This window comes from Flavobacterium beibuense F44-8 (assembly GCF_000769915.1).
GTDB lineage: Bacteria > Bacteroidota > Bacteroidia > Flavobacteriales > Flavobacteriaceae > Flavobacterium > Flavobacterium beibuense.
This window is the reverse complement of sequence record NZ_JRLV01000003.1, coordinates 122,309-139,147: the sequence shown is the minus strand read 5'-3', so window position 1 is coordinate 139,147 and position 16,839 is coordinate 122,309. Positions and strand designations below refer to the sequence as shown.

Here is a 16,839-nt window from a genome sequence, read left to right as displayed (position 1 = left end):
TGTAAATATGTAGTATTTTTGTATAAAATTTGCTAAAGAATAAAATGATTACCATTACAGATAAAACCCTTAAAGATTTAGAATTTAATACCATACTTGAAACTGTTGCCTCTAGCTGCACTACAGAGAACGGCAAGGAGAAAGCTATGAATATTGCTCCCTTTAAAAATGATACGGAGCTTATGCTGGCTTTAAAACAGACATCTGAGTATGTGTCGTCTTTTGACAATAATAACGCACTACCCAATCACGGATTTGAATCTATCACAAACGAAATAAAATTCCTTTCGATTGAGGACAGTTATCTTGAAGCTCCTGCTTTCAGGAAAATTTCCAATATATCAGACACTGCAAACACTCTTATTAAATTCCTTGAGAAATTTGAGGAATACTATCCTTCTCTCTACAAAAGAGCTCTTGATGTTGAATACACCAAAGAGATTGTAAAGAGCATTGATAAGGTTATAGATAAGTACGGAGAAATTAAAGATAATGCATCTCCTGAGCTTGAGGTTATACGTAAGGAAATGAATGTGGTTAAAACCAAAATTAACCAAAGTTTCGCTATGGCCTTAAGTCAGTATAACGGCTTAGGCTACCTTGATGATATTAAGGAAAGTGTTGTTGAAAACCGCAGAGTACTTGCTGTTTTGGCCATGTACAGGCGAAAGGTAAAAGGCACTATTATGGGTAGCTCTAAAACCGGTAGTATAACATATATTGAGCCTGAAGCGACTTTAAGATATTCCCGCGAACTGAACAATTATGAATATGAGGAGAAAGAAGAAATTAAACGTATTTTAAAACAGTTAAGTGATATAATACGTCCTTTTGTTCCGCTATTGCAGGAGTATCAGGAATTTTTAACTGATATTGACGTGGTTTCCGGTAAGGCTAAATATGCCCGAAGGATTAATGGATTGTTACCCAAAATTACTTCCGAAAAAAGAATATTTTTCAGAGAAGCCTTCCATCCTATTCTTTATCTTAACAACAAACTGAAAAAAAAAGAAACCTATCCTCAAACTATTGAACTTACACCCGATAATAGGATTATAGTTATATCGGGACCAAATGCCGGTGGTAAAAGCATCACACTTAAAACAATAGGTTTACTTCAGCTAATGCTACAATGTGGTTTACTAATCCCTGTACATGAGCGTAGTGAAACATTCCTTTTTGACAGAATACTTACAGATATTGGTGATAACCAATCGATAGAAAACCATTTAAGTACTTATAGCTACCGTCTTAAAAACATGAATTACTTTTTAAGGAAATGTAATGATAAAACACTTTTCCTTATTGATGAGTTCGGTACAGGATCAGACCCTGAACTTGGTGGTGCATTGGCAGAAACTTTCCTTGAAGAGTTTTATAACCGTGAAGCCTTTGGTATTATTACCACTCACTATACCAATCTTAAAATGTTGGCGAATGAATTGCCTTTTGCTACAAATGCTAACATGCTTTTTGACGAAAAGTCACTTGAACCTATGTACAAACTTATACTAGGGCAGGCAGGTAGTTCGTTTACCTTTGAGGTAGCTCAGAAAAACGGCATACCTTTTGGGCTAATAAACAGAGCTAAAAAGAAGATTGAAAAAGGAAAAGTTCGTTTTGACAAAACAATAGCTAACCTACAAAAGGAACGCTCCAAACTTGAAAAAACCTCACAAACACTTAAAGAAGAAGAAGGAAAAGCACGTGAGGAAAGTAAGAAAATGGAGAGCATAAATAGTAAAATCCAGCAAAAGCTAGAAAGCTACCAGGAACTGTACGACTCCAATCAACGACTTATTTATATGGGGCAAAAACTGGATGACATTAGTGAAAAATACTTTAACAATAAAAACAAGAAAGAGCTTATTGGCGAATTCCTTAGAATGGTAGAGATTGAAAACTCAAAGCGTAAAAAACTTACTACTAAGGAAAAGAAAGCTAAAGAAGTTGTACAGAAAAAGGTTGTTGCCGAAGTAAAAGAAAAAGTAGAGGAAATACGCAAAGAAAAGAAAGAGAAAAAAATAAAAGAACAATCTGTAGTAAAGCCAAAGGCTATTATACGAATTGGTGACAGAGTTAGAATGATTGACGGTAAAGCTGTAGGTACTCTTGATAGTATTGAAAAAAACAAAGCTACCGTAAATTACGGCATTTTCACCTCTAAGGTTGACCTTGATTCTTTAGAGCTTGTAGAGGCCATTAAAAAGAAATAAAGTGGAAAATTTACCTGTAAATAAAAAGATAATATTGTTTGATGGGGTATGCAATTTATGCGACTCTACCGTTCAGTTTATTATTAAGCGTGATAAAAAAGATATATTCAGGTTTGTCGCACTACAATCTGAACTGGGAGAACAAATTATAAAGCATATTGGCGTAGACCGTTTTAAAACAGATTCTATAATACTTTACGAACCTGGCGTAGCTTATTATTATAAAGCAGAAGCTGCAATAAAAATAGCCGCTAATTTAGGTGGGCTATTCCCTTTAATGAATATATTTAGTGTTTTACCTAAATCACTATCAAACTCTGTTTACGACTACATTGCTAAAAACAGATATAAATGGTATGGAAAAAAAGATGAGTGTATGATTCCTACCCCTGAAATGAAAGCAAAGTTTTTATAGTCTAAAAGCTTAGAGAAAATCATTATTCAAAAGAATAAAAAGAAGATTGACTCGTCCTAAAATAGGTTGACAATTTTTACAATAAAATTATATTAACCAGTCAGTATTTGCTGACTGGTTTTTTCATGTATAAAGTTAGGAGTTTTCATTGATAAGCTCAAATGAGGTCTTTTATTATTATATGTATTTATTGATACATCTATAAGCTTTTCCAATGTCTTTCCATTTTTGCATTTATATATTAAGAATTCATTTTTTAAGATACCATTTATTCTTTCAGCTAAAGCATTTTGATAGCAATCATAACCATCGGTCATTGATGGTTTTATATTGTTTTTATTAAGCACTTCCTGATATATCCTGGAGCAATACTGTAATCCTCTATCAGAATGATGTATAAGAGGTAATGTTGATTTTCGATTTTTAACAGCCATCTTTAAAGCTTTTACAACATTCTCAGCATTCATATCATTACTAAGCTGATAGCCTACTATTTTTCTGCTATACGCATCAGTTACCAAAGATAAATAATGTGTTCTCTCATATGACTTTATATAAGTAATATCACTAACATATACCTGTTCAGAACGTTCAATTTTATAATCCTTTAAAAGGTTCTCATGTTTGTGTAGCCAATGTTTTGAGAAGGTTGTTTTAGTATAACTTTTCTTTGGCTTAACAAGCAATCCCTCTCTGCGTAAATAACTAAATAAAGCGTCTCGACCTATTTTTATATCACACTGGGAAAGTTCCTGAGAAAGCAGATAATATAGTTTTCGGGTCCCGATACATGGCATTTCTAATCTTAAAGCCATAACCATAGCTTTTACCTGAAGTAATTCTGTCTCTCTAAAAAAGATTCTTCTTTGTTCCTGATATAAAGCTTGCCTGCTTATCCCAAACAATCGACAACTTTTGGACAGACTTATTCCTGCTCTTTCTCTGAGCCGGAAGATGGTTTGGGAGAAAACTTTTTTCGGATTTGAGTACCATATTGATTATCTGATATATCAATCATGGTGTTAAGAATCTTATTTCTAAGCTTCTCATCAGCCAGCTCTTTCTCAAGTCTTTTGATGATCTGAGCTGGTGTTTCTTTAGATTTTGACATAAATAACTGATTAGGTTTACTCCAATCTAAGTTACCGAATTTTCTAAGCCAAACCAAAACTGTACTTCTGCCCTGGATACCGTAAACAGATTGGGCTTGTTTATAAGTCATTTCGCCTTTTTCAACACGGGAAATTACAGCCAGTTTAAAAGCCATGTTGTAATCCTTCTGGCTACGCTTAATACCTGAGGTTTCTTTGTCTTTCATAATAAGTCGAATTTGTGTCAACTTATTTCAGGACGAGACAGATAATAAAGAAAAAGCCCCGCAAATTGCGGGGCTTTTTATATGTTATTTATAATTATATCAATAATTATTTTTTAACGATTTTCTTAGTAGTAGTACCTTGATCAGAAGATACATTCATTAAGTACATACCAGCTGAAAGATCAGAGATGTTAACCTGAGCTTCAGAAGCACCGTTGAATTTAGCAGACTTAACAATACGTCCGTTAAGATCAACAATGTTGATGTCATTAATGTTTTGTGCGTTAGCTACATTGATTACATCTGTAGCAGGGTTAGGATAGATTGAAAGCTGATTAGCTAAGAAATCTTCTGTACTAAGCTCTGTAGTAGCTATAAAATTATCTAAAATAATAGAACCAGTACCTACAGCAGCAGAGTTGTTGTGGAATGCAAATACATAAGTACCAGCTTCAGTAGCAGTCCAGCTAGCAGTTCTACCAGCGTAAGTAGCTGTAGTTGTAGAGTTAACAGCGAATGACTGAATAACTTCTTGATCTTCAGAAGTAGTACCAACAGTTAAATCAAAATTAGCTGTTTGACCTGCAGCAGAAGCAACATAACCAGTAAAGAAACCAAAGTTTACAGTTTCACCAGCATCAACAGTTACTGATCTAGAGTATAACCATGCATCTGCAGCAGCAGTAGCACTTGTATTAGAGAAAGTGAAACCTTCACCTTCGTAAGCAACGTCAGCACCTACAGCAGCATTTGTAGTTATAGTCCAACCTCCGGCTGAACTCCATCCTCCGTTAGCTTCAAATCCATATTCATATGGAAGATCTGCAGCATCAAATAATGCAGAGAAAGAGAAAGGACCAGCCCATTGGCTATATGCAGTTTCTGTACAGTTAGATCTTAAGTAAAATTCATAAGTTGTATTAAGAGATAATGGAGTTAAATCAAATGCACCTTCAGTAACATTTAGAGAAGCACCAGTACCAAGTTCGAAACCAGCTTCACCCCACTCGATGTCGTAAGAAACAGAAGTACCTTCAAATGTAAAAGAAGCTGTATCAGCAGTTAAGTCTGCTAAAGAAAGGTTAGCAACGTCAACACCTGGACACCCAGTAACACTTACGTTATCAACAACAACTAAATCAGCATCATTAGCTACATATTGAAACTTAACCATAACATCAGTTTCACCTACGTATGCAGAAATATCGATATTTTTAGTAATTACTGCGTAATCTTCAAAAACTCCTTCATCTTCTTCAACCCAAAGTTCTGTCCATGTAGTACCTCCGTCAATTGAAATCTTAGCAAATAAATCACCATTGTTATTAGGAGAAACCATATACTCATAACCTACAATAGCATTAAAGTTAAAATAAGCACTTGTAAAACCTTCAAGGCTAAAAGAAGGACTTATTAATGATTCATCCTGATCTTCTGCAATCCAGTTTACAGCAACACTGTAACCTCCTGAGATAACATAATCAGGATCATTGATAACAATCCAGTTGTTAGTAGCATTAGTGTCTTCCGTAGTCCAACCAGTTGGTAACGTTTCACCTTCAAAACCTTCATTTAGTGCTACCTGACCAAATGAATAAATTGATGTAGCAAACATTGCTAGAGCAAGTAATTTTTTCTTCATGATGATAGTTTTATAATTTTAAGTTCAAAAATAATAAAAAAAAAATGACAAACAATTTAATTTTAACTTTTCTTAATAAAATAAAGGGTATTATTCACTTTACTTCACAAGTATTTAATAAATAGATAGCTATTTAAAGATATTGTTAAGATAGTAGAAGTCGGCTATAACCATAGCGGCCATCGATTCTACTATAGGCACCGCTCTTGGCACAACACATGGATCGTGCCTGCCCTTACCCTGCATTTTTACAATATTTCCCATATTATCAAGAGCATCATACTCCTGAATTAAAGTAGCAACAGGCTTAAAAGCTACTCTAAAATAAATATCCATTCCGTTACTTATTCCTCCCTGAATACCACCTGAAAGGTTAGTTTTTGTTGTACCGTCAGGATTGAAAGCATCATTATGCTCGCTTCCTTTCATTTTGGCTCCACAAAATCCGCTGCCATATTCAAAACCTTTCACAGCATTAATTGAAAGCATAGCTTTTCCAAGCTCTGCATGAAGTTTATCAAAAACCGGTTCACCAAGACCTACAGGTACATTTTGTATAACACATGTAATAGTCCCCCCTACCGTATCTCCCTCTTTCCTTATTTGCCTTATATATTCTTCCATTTTTGCAGCAGTATCCAGATCAGGGCAACGAACAGGATTACTTTCTGTTAATGAAAAATCTAACGCCTGATACGGTTTATCTATAAAAATATCTCCAACAGAAGAGACAAATGCATTAATCTTTATATCTGGTAAAATTTGTTTAGCAATGGCTCCTGCCACTACTCTACTGGCAGTTTCCCTAGCAGAACTTCTACCTCCGCCTCTATAATCCCTAATACCATATTTCTGCTCATAAACATAATCAGCATGTGAAGGACGATATACATCTTTAATATGAGAATAGTCGGCCGATTTCTGATTTGTATTAGGTATAATAAAACCAATTGGTGTACCTGTTGTTTTACCTTCAAAAATCCCCGAGAGAAACTGAACTTCATCATTCTCTTTTCTTTGCGTAACAATTGCAGACTGTCCCGGTTTTCTTCTTATCAGTTCTTTTTGAATAGCATCAAAATCAATTGATATACCCGGTGGGCAACCATCAATAACGCCTCCTATTGCCTCTCCATGAGATTCTCCAAAAGTCGTAAGTTTATATACATTACCATATGTGTTTCCTGCCATGCTGTATTTAAGGTATAAGTTTATTTACAAATTTAAGCTTTTATCTCTTTTCATAACCTATTTCATACAAAACCTAAAGTTAATGTTTAATTAACTGTCAGTTTATTTTAATCAGTCTATTTTGCAATAAAACATTCTGAATGAAAAAAAGAATTGTTGACATTGTTGTTCTTTCAGATGTACACTTAGGAACCTACGGGTGTCATGCGAAAGAACTTGTGGCTTATCTCTCTACAATAAAACCAAAAACACTTATCCTTAACGGTGATATAATAGACATATGGCAATTTAGGAAATCGTACTTCCCTAAATCACATATGAAAGTGGTTAAACGTATACTTGATTTTGCAGCAAAAGGTACCACCGTATATTACATTACAGGAAACCATGACGAAATGCTTAGAAAATTTAGCGATACTACTATGGGAAATTTCTCTATAGTAGATAAAGTAGTTTTAGAGATTGATGGTAAAAAAGCCTGGTTTTTTCATGGAGATGTATTTGATAACTCTGTTAATCACGCTAAATGGATAGCTAAACTTGGAGGTATAGGGTATGATTACCTGATACTGCTTAATCGTTTTGTAAACTGGTGTTTGGTAAAAATGGGGCGTGAACCTTACTCTTTATCTAAAAAAATAAAATCCAGTGTAAAAAAGGCAGTGAAATTTATTTCAGATTTTGAAGCCATAGCATCAGATCTGGCAATCGAAAATAATTATGATTATGTGGTTTGCGGACACATACACGAACCTAAAATGGTAGTTAAAGAAAATAAGAAAGGTAGCGTTAACTATTTAAATTCAGGCGACTGGATAGAGAACCTTACATCGTTGGAGTACCATAATAAAGAATGGAAATTATACAGATACATGAACGAAATTGAAGTAGAAACTGAAGAAGATACTTCTAACAATGAAATAATACTGGAAAACGAATTAATGACTGCATTACTTTTTAACAGGAAATAATTCTCATTAATAAATTTAATTATCTTAGCCTGTAAACTAACTTAATTGAATTATAATGAAAAAAAATCACTACCTATTGCTATTACTCAGCCTATTTATTGTTTCCTGTTCAAATGACGATGACAATAGTAGTAACCCTACTGATGTAAATAATGCCATTCCATTATCTACAGGTAATTACTGGGTGTATGATGTAGATGTTGCCGGAACTACCGGAAGAGATTCTCTTTATATTGCAAATGATACTACAATAAACAACACAACATATAAAAAGTTTAAAACAGAAAGTTTTCCAATGGGTTTCTACTCTATGGCTTTAAACAATAATGCTTTGAGAAATGTAGATGGTAAGCTTTTACTTAGCGGCGGAATAGATACCGGGATACCTGAAATCCCTTTAGACTTAACTGTTAGTGATTTTGTTATTTTTGACCCTAACGCAGCAACAGGAAGTATTCTTTCAACTTTTAATGGGCAAAATGAACAAGAATTAGAAGGATATGATATAAGCGTTAGTTATTCTCTTACTACCGAAGCCGGCGACAACTATACCTCATACACAATTCCCGACGGACAATCTTATAATAATGTAAAAGCTGTAACTGTCAAACTAAGCTTAAAAGTAGTAGTTTCCATTCCAGATATACCATTTCCTTTTACTATTTTACCTACACAGGATGTTTTAGTTTCAACTCAATATTATGCTAATGGGATTGGCATGGTTCATACCACAACCGATATGCAATATGAACTTGCTGATACCTTTGGAATAGAACTTCCTTTACCTCAATCTCTTGAAGAGCATCAGGAAGAAGTTTTATCTGTTTACAGCGTGCAATAAGCCCTGACGCCCCTAAAATAAAGATGTTAAATATTTGAAAAGAAACTATTCTTACAAAAATCAACATACTATATTTGTTAAATAAATAACTAAAACAACATTATGAAGAAACTATTTTTATCAGCTTTTTTACTACTTGGTTTAGTAATTAGCAGTAACGCACAGGACAGGCAAAATGCACTTGGATTAAGACTTGGAGACAATGATGGTTTTGGAGGAGAGATATCTTATCAAAGATACCTATCCAGCAGCAACAGACTTGAAGCTGATTTAGGATGGAGAAACTCTGATAACTATGATGCTTTCAAAATTGTTGCTTTATACCAATGGGTTTGGAACATTGAAGGCGGATTTAACTGGTATGCCGGTGTTGGTGGTGGTTTTGGTACGTGGAGTTTCGGTGATAATAAGCCAGGCTATTATGATGGCGACAAAGACAGCGGCGCTTTTGCACTTTTAGCAGGTGATTTAGGTATCGAATACAACTTTGATATTCCACTACAACTATCACTTGACTTCAGACCTGAAATTTATTTTGCAGATGATTTCCGTGAGGATAATTTTGGTCCGGATATCGCTTTAGGAGTTAGATTCAGATTCTAATACATACAGCTAAGTACATAAAAAAGCGCTCGACACTTAAATTGTCGAGCGCTTTTTTTATTTATTATTATATATTTGGCTTTCAAAAAAACAACCAAATGTATATGAAAGAAGAAATCACCTTACAACCTGAAACATCTAATACTAAATCAAAAGACTATAATCTTGAAGTAGACAATGGTACTTTACAAAAGTTACAGGCACTTTTAGGTAGTCCGTTAGCAGTAATAAAACATGGCGGAAAAGGACTTTTTAAATCAATACTGGCACTGGTAATACTTGCTGCAATAAACTTATCCTTCTTTGTATACTCATTATTTAATATTGGAGAGAGTAAGACTTACACCCCTATTCTGGTATTACTTTTAGGTCTTGTTTTTACATGTTGGTATGCTTACAAAGCCTATAACTATATATATATAAATGTCACAAGAGAGGCTTTTAAAGGCTTAGCTCCTATTTTTAAAAAAGTATGCGGTATTGCTGTAGATGTTGTGAGTAATAAAGCTAAAAATGGAGAAACAAAAATTGCAAAAACTCATGTAAGTGCTACCGATATAGTAAACAAGATTAATAACCTGCCCTATCTGGTAAAAAAAATACTTATTTTTCTATTTAACCGAATACCCCTTTCAGGTATAATAAACGAAGCATGGGATGTGATAAATTCCGGTGATAATGAAAAAGCCACAGATGTTGTTTATGGTAAATTGAGTAGCTTTGCTAATAACAAAATATTTAATAAAAATAAATTTAACTGGATACTATGGTACATCCCGTTAAACATAATAGTATTAGTGGTTTTAATAAAACTACTATAATAAAAAAGGGAGCTTAATAAGCTCCCTTTTTTATTTATCTGATAAGTTTTTTATACTTAATACGTGTAGGCGTTAAATCAGTGCCTAAACGTTTTTTCCTGTTCTCTTCATATTCTGAGAAGCTTCCTTCAAAGAAATAAACTTCAGAATCACCTTCAAAAGCAAGGATATGAGTACAAACCCTGTCAAGGAACCAACGGTCGTGAGAAATAATAACTGCACATCCGGCAAAATTCTCTAAACCCTCCTCAAGGGCCCTTAGTGTATTAATATCAAGGTCGTTTGTAGGCTCATCCAGTAAAAGTACGTTACCTTCTTCTTTAAGTGTCATAGCTAAGTGAAGCCTGTTTCTCTCACCTCCTGAAAGTGCAGATACTTTTTTATTCTGCTCACTACCACTAAAGTTAAATCGGCTTAAGTAAGCTCTTGAATTAACCTGACGACCTCCCATCATAATTAATTCCTGACCGTCACAGAAGTTTTCCCAAATTGATTTTTCAGGATCAATGTTTGAGTGACTCTGGTCTACATAAGCAATCTTAACGGTATCTCCTACTTCAAACTCTCCTTTATCAGGCGTTTGCTCATCCATTATCATTTTAAAGATAGTGGTTTTACCGGCACCGTTTGGACCAATAATACCTACGATACCTGCCTGAGGTAAAGTAAAGTTTAGGTTTTCATATAAAAGCTTATCACCAAAAGCTTTTGCTACACCTTTAGCTTCGATAACATTAGTACCTAAACGAGGTCCGTTAGGGATATATATCTCAAGCTTTTCCTCAAGTTGTTTTTGGTCTTCATTCAATAACCTGTCGTAGTTTTGTAAACGCGCTTTTTGCTTTGTCTGACGACCTTTAGCTCCCTGTCTAACCCAGTCTAACTCACGCTCAAGTGTTTTTCTGCGTTTAGAAGCGGTTTTTTCCTCCTGTTCAAGTCTTTTAGCTTTTTGATCTAACCATGAAGAATAGTTACCTTTCCACGGAATACCTTCACCCCTGTCAAGTTCAAGAATCCATCCTGCAACATTATCAAGGAAATAACGGTCGTGCGTTACTGCAATTACAGTACCTGCATAACGCTGTAAGTGTTGCTCTAACCACAACACACTCTCGGCATCAAGGTGGTTAGTAGGCTCATCTAAAAGAAGTACATCAGGCTGTTGAAGCAGTAAACGACATAAAGCTACCCTTCTTTTCTCACCACCAGAAAGTACTTTTATAGGAGTATCAGGATCCGGAGTACGAAGTGCGTCCATAGCTACTTCAAGTTTATTATCAAGCTCCCATGCTCCTGCTGCATCAATTTTATCCTGAAGCTCGGCCTGACGGTCCATAAGCTTCTGCATTTTATCGGCATCCTCATATACTTCAGGTAAACCGAACATATCGTTTATTTTATTGAATTCGTCAAGTAAAGCAACTGTTTCGGCCACACCTTCACGAACAATCTCAATAACTGTTTTATTTTCATCTAACTGTGGTTCCTGCTCTAAATAGCCTACAGTATACCCCGGAGCAAAAACTACATCTCCCTGATAACTTTTATCTACACCGGCAATAATTTTTAATAACGATGATTTACCGGAACCGTTTAGACCAAGGATACCAATTTTAGCCCCGTAAAAAAAGCTCAGGTATATATCCTTTAATACCTGTTTGTTTGCTCCCTGGTAAGTTTTACTTACGCGGGACATTGAAAATATTACTTTCTTATCGTCTGACATTATATGTAATTAGATTAATTTATTTTGTATTTATAAACAACAAAGATAGTTTGAAATGTAAAGATTTCAAATTACCTGCGTAGCTATTTATCAATTCGTTATTTTACGATTACTTCCCTAATCTTATCCAGAAGCTCTTCCTGCTTGAAAGGCTTAGAAACATAGGCATCCATACCCAGGTCAAAACACTTTTGCTGTTCGCCAATTAAAGAATGTGCTGTAATAGCAATAATAGGAATACTGCTCTTTAATTCGCTCCTTATGTAGGTTGTAGTTTGATAGCCGTCTTTAACAGGCATCTGCAGATCCATTAAGATAAGGTCATATTTCTTTTTCTCCAGCATATCAAGTCCTTCCTGACCGTTATTGGCAATATCAATATCAAAACCGAAGCCTTTTACAATATTTTTAGCCAAATGCTGGTTAAGGAAATTATCTTCACATAACAATACAGAAAGTTTCCCTAAAGAATCACTAGGTTTTTTCTCAGCCTCCTGTTCTTTAATTTCCTCATCAACTCCTGCTTTTTCAAAGTCCAATATAAAATAGAATTCAGATCCCCTACCCGGTTTACTGTTCACACCTATTTCACCATCCATTAGCTCAACAAGCTGTTTTACAATATTAAGGCCGAGTCCGGTACCGCCAAAACGACGGGTTGTACTTTCTTCAGCCTGTGTAAAACGATCGAAAATGGCTTCAAGTTTATCTTTTTCTATACCTATACCTGTATCTTTTATGGAAAACCTAAGTTTACAGCCGGCTTCCGTTTCATCTATTTTTTTAACCGAAATGGTAACATCTCCCTCTTCGGTAAATTTAATAGCATTACCGGCAAGATTCATCAAAATCTGGTTGATACGCCCTTTATCCCCTACTACGGTTTCCGGCATATTAGCATCAAGGAAAAGATTAAACTCAATCCCTGATTGTTCTGCCTTTACTTTAAGCAGGTTATATACATGTTTTAAAGCTGATTTTAAATTAAATCTAGAGTGTTCTATAACCAGTTTACCGGATTCTATTTTAGAAAGATCAAGTATGTCGTTAATTATTAGTAACAGGTTATCTCCGGCCGTTTGAACATTAGTAACAAATTCGCGCTGTTTATCACTAAGGTCTGTACGGGCCAATAAATCTGTAAAACCAATAATAGCATTCATTGGGGTACGGATTTCATGACTCATATTAGCCATAAAACTGTCTTTTACAAAAATCGCCTTTTCGGCAACTTCTTTAGCTTTAATAAGCTCACTTTCAACAGCTTTTCTTTCGGTTATATCATTAGCTATCTCAACATACTTAAACGGATGTCCTGATTTATCAAGAAAAGGTACAACCACTACTTCCATCCAGTATGGTTTACCATCTTTAGTTATGCTTTCAATTTCATTTTTCCAAACATAGCCGGCACTAACAGTATTCCATAAACTAGTGTAAATACTATCTTTATTATACCCTGTATTAGTTTCTTTAATATGAGTACCTATCAGTTCTTCTTTAGTATATCCGCTATAATCACAGGTGGTTTCATTAACAAATGTAATTATACCTTCTTTATCAAATATTAATATACCCGAGGTTTCATCAAGTGCAGTTTTGTAGCTTTCCAGTTCCCTGTTTACAGATTCAAGCTCTTTTTTAGCCATTCTGGCTACTTCTTCCCTAAGATTTATATTTCTTTTTCGTATCTCTAATTGGTTCATTACATGGTGAGCCAATGTAGAAAGAGCCTTACGCTGATCTTCATCTATTTCCCTAACTACAGTATCTACAACACATATAGTACCTATATTTAATCCATCATCTGTTTTTAAAGGAACACCAGCATAAAATCGAACTCCAAATTCACCCTGCACATTAGCATTATCCTTAAAAATAGGGTGCTTTGTAGCATCGGGTACCACAACACATTCATCCTGCATAATTACATGCTGGCAAAAAGTGTCCTGTCTCGGCATTTCGGAAACTTCCATTCCTATTCTTGCCTTATACCATTGTCGGTCTTTATCAATAAAAGAGACTAAAGCAATAGGAGTTTTATAGATATAAGAAGCAAGATGAACTATGTCATCAAATTCTTTCTCAGAAAAGGTATCAAGTATATTGTAACTACTAAGAGCCTCTAACCTTTCCTTTTCGTTAGGTGGTATAGGAAAATGATTTTTTTCCATTAGTAAAGCAATGGGGTATTTTACTTAAACAAATAGGATACAATTAGGTAAAGGTAATAAAAAATACATTCTAACATAAAATGTTAAAACATTAATTTTATTACAATTTTTTACAGGAAAAAATCTGTTAAATTAAACCCTGCCTTTTAAAGCATTAAAAGCCCATGATATAGCAAAGAAACCTATCCCAACTACCGAAAAACCAATAGCATAATCAGGATATTTTAAAACCCCAAGTAAAACAAGCGCCGCGCCAATTAAAAACAATATAAAAGAAGCCCATCCGAAGATGGTGTTTTTATTCATTCCCATTTTGTATATTCTTTATTACAGGATTAAGCCTGCAAATATCGTATATTTTTATCAATTAAATATCTTAACAAGCATCTCTTTTAACAAATCGGCCTGTGATATTGCATTTGCTCCCACCCCTTTACTCTTCACATCAATATCTCTTAATGCAGCTACAATGGCACTTACTTTTTTCATAGGATAATTACGTAATGCGATGTCGTAGTCTTTCATAAAGTACGGATTAACCTTCAACACCCTCGCTGCATTAGCAGCGCTTTTATCTTTAAGTCCGTGATATTGCAGTAACTGAGAAAAGAAACCGAAAACCAATCCCGTTGTCATTACAAGTGGGTTATCTTTTGGGTTTTGAGAAAAGTGGTCGGCAATTCTGTAAGCCTTTAACTGATCTCTCTCCCCTATTGCTTTACGCAGCTCAAAAACATTATAATCCTTACTTATACCTATGTTTTCCTCTACATGCTTAGGAGATATGGCTGTTCCTTTCGGCAGGATTATAATAAGCTTTTCAAGCTCATTGTTTATTTTACTCAAATCGTTACCTAAAAACTCAACCAGCATTGCAGCGGCTTTAGGTTCAATGGTATATCCTTTGCCCGAAAGCACTCTTTTTATCCACTCTCCTACCTGATTTTCATAAAGTTTTTTGCTTTCAAATACCAGTCCGGCTTTCTCAAGCGTTTTGGTAACCTTTTTACGTTTGTCCAGCGTTTTGTATTTATAAGCAAACACTAATACCGTGGTAGGCTGCGGGTTTTGAGCATAAGCCTCCAGTTTATCTATAGCACGGGAAAGCTCCTGAGCTTCTTTTACAATTACCACCTGTCTTTCGGACATCATAGGATACCTACGGGCACTGGACATAACATCTTCCAGACTAACATCCTTACCATATAAAACCGTTTGGTTAAAACCCTTTTCTTCTTCAGTAAGAATATTGTCTTCAATATAATCGGTAAGCCTGTCAATATAGTAAGGCTCTTCCCCCATAAAAAAATAAATGGGCTTAATATTGCCCTGCTTAATATCGTTAACAATCTTAATTACTTCGTCCACCGGATAATAGTTTAATCAGTTAAAAATTAAAAAAACTATACATTTGCCTTATGCAAAAGCTTAATTTTCCTAATTATACTTTCCGATTCAAAAATAGTGAAAATAAAATCGCCATTTTTGATGAAATACGTAAAAAATTCATTCTCCTTACTCCCGAAGAATGGGTAAGGCAGCATGTGGTACAGTATTTACTGCTTGAACAGAAATACCCAAAATCGTATATTAATGTAGAGAAAGTACTTAAGGTTAACGGACTTACAAAACGATATGATGCTGTAGTTTTTAATCCTGACGGCAGTATTTTCCTCCTTGTTGAATGTAAAGCTCCCGAAGTAAAAATAACCCAGAATGTTTTTGACCAGATAGCCCGTTATAACATGGTTTTAAAAGCCGACTATATGATGGTCACAAACGGTTTAAATCATTACTTTTGCCAAATGGATTATGAAAAGGAACAATACCAGTTCTTACGCAATCTGCCTGAATTTACACTCAACCAATGAATAATATAGCTGTAGTAATTTTAAACTGGAACGGAAAGAAACTTTTAGAAGAGTTCCTGCCTTTTGTAATAAAATATTCGGAGAATGCTGCTATATATGTAGCCGATAACGCCTCTACAGACGAATCTGTTACTTATGTAAAATCAGCTTTTCCTCAAATAAAAATTATTGAGAATACCGGAAATTACGGTTACGCTAAAGGATATAACGAAGCCTTAAAACAGGTTGATGAAGAAATATACGCTTTAGTAAATTCAGATATTGAAGTTACTGAAAACTGGTTATTACCAATTGCCGGCTTATTTGAAAAAGACCCCGAAACAGCTATAATTCAGCCTAAAATACTGGATTATTACAACAGAGAGACTTTTGAATATGCCGGTGCAGCCGGAGGTTTTTTAGATAAATATGGTTTCCCCTACTGTCGCGGTCGTGTTTTTGAAACTCTCGAAAAGGATAACGGACAGTACAATGATGAAACGGAGATATTCTGGGCTTCTGGAGCATGTTTTTTTATCCGTAAAAATGTGTTTTGGGAACTGGGCGGACTTGACGAAGACTTTTTTGCTCACCAGGAAGAAATTGATTTATGCTGGAGAGCCTTTAATAAAAACCATAAAATAAAATTTTGTGGAAGTTCATATGTATACCATGTAGGCGGAGCTACCTTAAAAAACACCAATCCTAAAAAGACTTTTCTTAATTTTAGGAACTCCCTTTGGATGATGACCAAAAATTTACCAAAAGGAAAACTGATACCTGTGCTTTTTATACGTTTATTTTTTGACGGTATTGCCGGACTTCGATTTATTTTTCAGGGAAAATTTGCTCATTTATGGGCAGTGCTAAAAGCACATTTTTATTTTTACACCCTCCTGTTTAAATTTTTAAACAAAAGAGAATCAAAACAATACAAAAACTACTATAAAGCAAAGAGTATTGTTTACGATTATTTCGTTTCGGGTAAGAAAAATTTTAACAATAGTTTATAGCACAGTACGTTAATATTTGCAGGAATATACATAATTTTGTTTCAAATATTAATTTTTC

General features: G+C 34.7%; 15 protein-coding genes. 8 read left to right on the top strand and 7 right to left on the bottom strand.

What is annotated here, in order from left to right; genetic code table 11:
- Positions 1-44: 44 nt before the first annotated feature.
- Positions 45-2,216 carry an endonuclease MutS2 gene (locus tag Q763_RS02775; RefSeq protein WP_035130976.1) on the top strand — a complete coding sequence of 724 codons (2,172 nt, stop codon included), beginning with the start codon at positions 45-47 and terminating at the stop codon, positions 2,214-2,216.
- A gap of 1 nt (position 2,217) precedes the next feature.
- Positions 2,218-2,631 carry a thiol-disulfide oxidoreductase DCC family protein gene (locus Q763_RS02770; RefSeq protein ID WP_035130975.1) on the top strand — a complete coding sequence of 138 codons (414 nt, stop codon included), beginning with the start codon at positions 2,218-2,220 and terminating at the stop codon, positions 2,629-2,631.
- 92 nt (positions 2,632-2,723) lie between these two features.
- Here Q763_RS02770 and Q763_RS17675 read toward each other — a convergent pair.
- The 3 genes from Q763_RS17675 to aroC form a co-directional block, all read right to left on the bottom strand.
- Positions 2,724-3,949, bottom strand: a protein-coding gene (locus tag Q763_RS17675) for an IS3 family transposase (RefSeq protein WP_394331005.1) whose coding sequence is annotated in 2 segments (ribosomal slippage) — positions 2,724-3,610 and positions 3,610-3,949 — 1,227 coding nt in all. Because the reading frame shifts where the segments join, the coding sequence is not laid out codon by codon here.
- A 106-nt stretch (positions 3,950-4,055) separates the two neighbouring features.
- Complete coding sequence (locus Q763_RS02755; protein WP_035130971.1) at positions 4,056-5,591, bottom strand: T9SS-dependent choice-of-anchor J family protein; 1,536 nt, start codon at positions 5,589-5,591, stop codon at positions 4,056-4,058.
- 129 nt (positions 5,592-5,720) lie between these two features.
- Positions 5,721-6,782, bottom strand: coding sequence for a chorismate synthase (gene aroC / locus Q763_RS02750; protein ID WP_035130969.1), 1,062 nt, complete (start codon positions 6,780-6,782; stop codon positions 5,721-5,723).
- A gap of 140 nt (positions 6,783-6,922) precedes the next feature.
- Between aroC and Q763_RS02745 the strand changes: the two genes are divergently transcribed.
- From Q763_RS02745 to Q763_RS02730, 4 genes are all read left to right on the top strand, one after another.
- Positions 6,923-7,753: a UDP-2,3-diacylglucosamine diphosphatase gene (locus Q763_RS02745; RefSeq protein WP_035130967.1), complete on the top strand. Its 831-nt coding sequence runs from the start codon at positions 6,923-6,925 to the stop codon at positions 7,751-7,753.
- Positions 7,754-7,808: 55 nt separating this feature from the next.
- Positions 7,809-8,594, top strand: a complete 786-nt coding sequence (locus tag Q763_RS02740) for a hypothetical protein (RefSeq protein WP_035130965.1) — start codon at positions 7,809-7,811, stop codon at positions 8,592-8,594.
- 102 nt (positions 8,595-8,696) lie between these two features.
- A complete protein-coding gene (locus tag Q763_RS02735) occupies positions 8,697-9,197 on the top strand; it encodes a hypothetical protein (protein ID WP_035130963.1) in 501 nt (166 codons plus the stop codon).
- Positions 9,198-9,301: 104 nt separating this feature from the next.
- The gene (locus Q763_RS02730) at positions 9,302-10,018 is read left to right on the top strand and encodes a hypothetical protein (protein ID WP_035130961.1); all 717 of its coding nucleotides are present in this window, start codon (positions 9,302-9,304) and stop codon (positions 10,016-10,018) included.
- Positions 10,019-10,052: 34 nt separating this feature from the next.
- On the opposite strand, the gene ettA is transcribed toward Q763_RS02730, so the two are convergent.
- The 4 genes from ettA to holA all read right to left on the bottom strand — a co-directional run bounded on the left by ettA (position 10,053) and on the right by holA (position 15,286).
- Complete coding sequence (ettA, locus tag Q763_RS02725; RefSeq protein ID WP_035130959.1) at positions 10,053-11,744, bottom strand: energy-dependent translational throttle protein EttA; 1,692 nt, start codon at positions 11,742-11,744, stop codon at positions 10,053-10,055.
- 98 nt (positions 11,745-11,842) lie between these two features.
- The gene (locus Q763_RS02720; protein WP_052123199.1) at positions 11,843-13,918 is read right to left on the bottom strand and encodes an ATP-binding protein; all 2,076 of its coding nucleotides are present in this window, start codon (positions 13,916-13,918) and stop codon (positions 11,843-11,845) included.
- 132 nt (positions 13,919-14,050) lie between these two features.
- Positions 14,051-14,230 (bottom strand): CAL67264 family membrane protein, encoded by a 180-nt coding sequence (locus tag Q763_RS02715; protein ID WP_035130957.1) that lies wholly within the window; start codon positions 14,228-14,230, stop codon positions 14,051-14,053.
- 51 nt (positions 14,231-14,281) lie between these two features.
- The gene (holA, locus tag Q763_RS02710; RefSeq protein ID WP_035130956.1) at positions 14,282-15,286 is read right to left on the bottom strand and encodes a DNA polymerase III subunit delta; all 1,005 of its coding nucleotides are present in this window, start codon (positions 15,284-15,286) and stop codon (positions 14,282-14,284) included.
- A gap of 50 nt (positions 15,287-15,336) precedes the next feature.
- On the opposite strand from holA, the gene Q763_RS02705 reads away from it, so the two are divergent.
- Together Q763_RS02705 and Q763_RS02700 are read left to right on the top strand one after the other, a co-directional pair.
- Complete coding sequence (locus tag Q763_RS02705) at positions 15,337-15,789, top strand: type I restriction enzyme HsdR N-terminal domain-containing protein (RefSeq protein WP_035130955.1); 453 nt, start codon at positions 15,337-15,339, stop codon at positions 15,787-15,789.
- Positions 15,786-16,781, top strand: a complete 996-nt coding sequence (locus Q763_RS02700; RefSeq protein WP_035130953.1) for a glycosyltransferase family 2 protein — start codon at positions 15,786-15,788, stop codon at positions 16,779-16,781. The genes Q763_RS02705 and Q763_RS02700 overlap by 4 nt, the downstream gene beginning before the upstream one ends.
- Positions 16,782-16,839 lie beyond the last annotated feature (58 nt).

Bases quoted from the DNA above. Each gene is read 5' to 3' on its own strand.
- Q763_RS02775 (WP_035130976.1), top strand. From the start codon at position 45: ATGATTACCATTACAGATAAAACCCTTAAAGATTTAGAATTTAATACC.
- Q763_RS02755 (WP_035130971.1), bottom strand. From the start codon at position 5,591: ATGAAGAAAAAATTACTTGCTCTAGCAATGTTTGCTACATCAATTTAT.
- aroC (WP_035130969.1), bottom strand. From the start codon at position 6,782: ATGGCAGGAAACACATATGGTAATGTATATAAACTTACGACTTTTGGA.
- Q763_RS02745 (WP_035130967.1), top strand. From the start codon at position 6,923: ATGAAAAAAAGAATTGTTGACATTGTTGTTCTTTCAGATGTACACTTA.
- Q763_RS02740 (WP_035130965.1), top strand. From the start codon at position 7,809: ATGAAAAAAAATCACTACCTATTGCTATTACTCAGCCTATTTATTGTT.
- Q763_RS02735 (WP_035130963.1), top strand. From the start codon at position 8,697: ATGAAGAAACTATTTTTATCAGCTTTTTTACTACTTGGTTTAGTAATT.
- Q763_RS02730 (WP_035130961.1), top strand. From the start codon at position 9,302: ATGAAAGAAGAAATCACCTTACAACCTGAAACATCTAATACTAAATCA.
- ettA (WP_035130959.1), bottom strand. From the start codon at position 11,744: ATGTCAGACGATAAGAAAGTAATATTTTCAATGTCCCGCGTAAGTAAA.
- Q763_RS02720 (WP_052123199.1), bottom strand. From the start codon at position 13,918: ATGGAAAAAAATCATTTTCCTATACCACCTAACGAAAAGGAAAGGTTA.
- Q763_RS02715 (WP_035130957.1), bottom strand. From the start codon at position 14,230: ATGGGAATGAATAAAAACACCATCTTCGGATGGGCTTCTTTTATATTG.
- Q763_RS02705 (WP_035130955.1), top strand. From the start codon at position 15,337: ATGCAAAAGCTTAATTTTCCTAATTATACTTTCCGATTCAAAAATAGT.
- Q763_RS02700 (WP_035130953.1), top strand. From the start codon at position 15,786: ATGAATAATATAGCTGTAGTAATTTTAAACTGGAACGGAAAGAAACTT.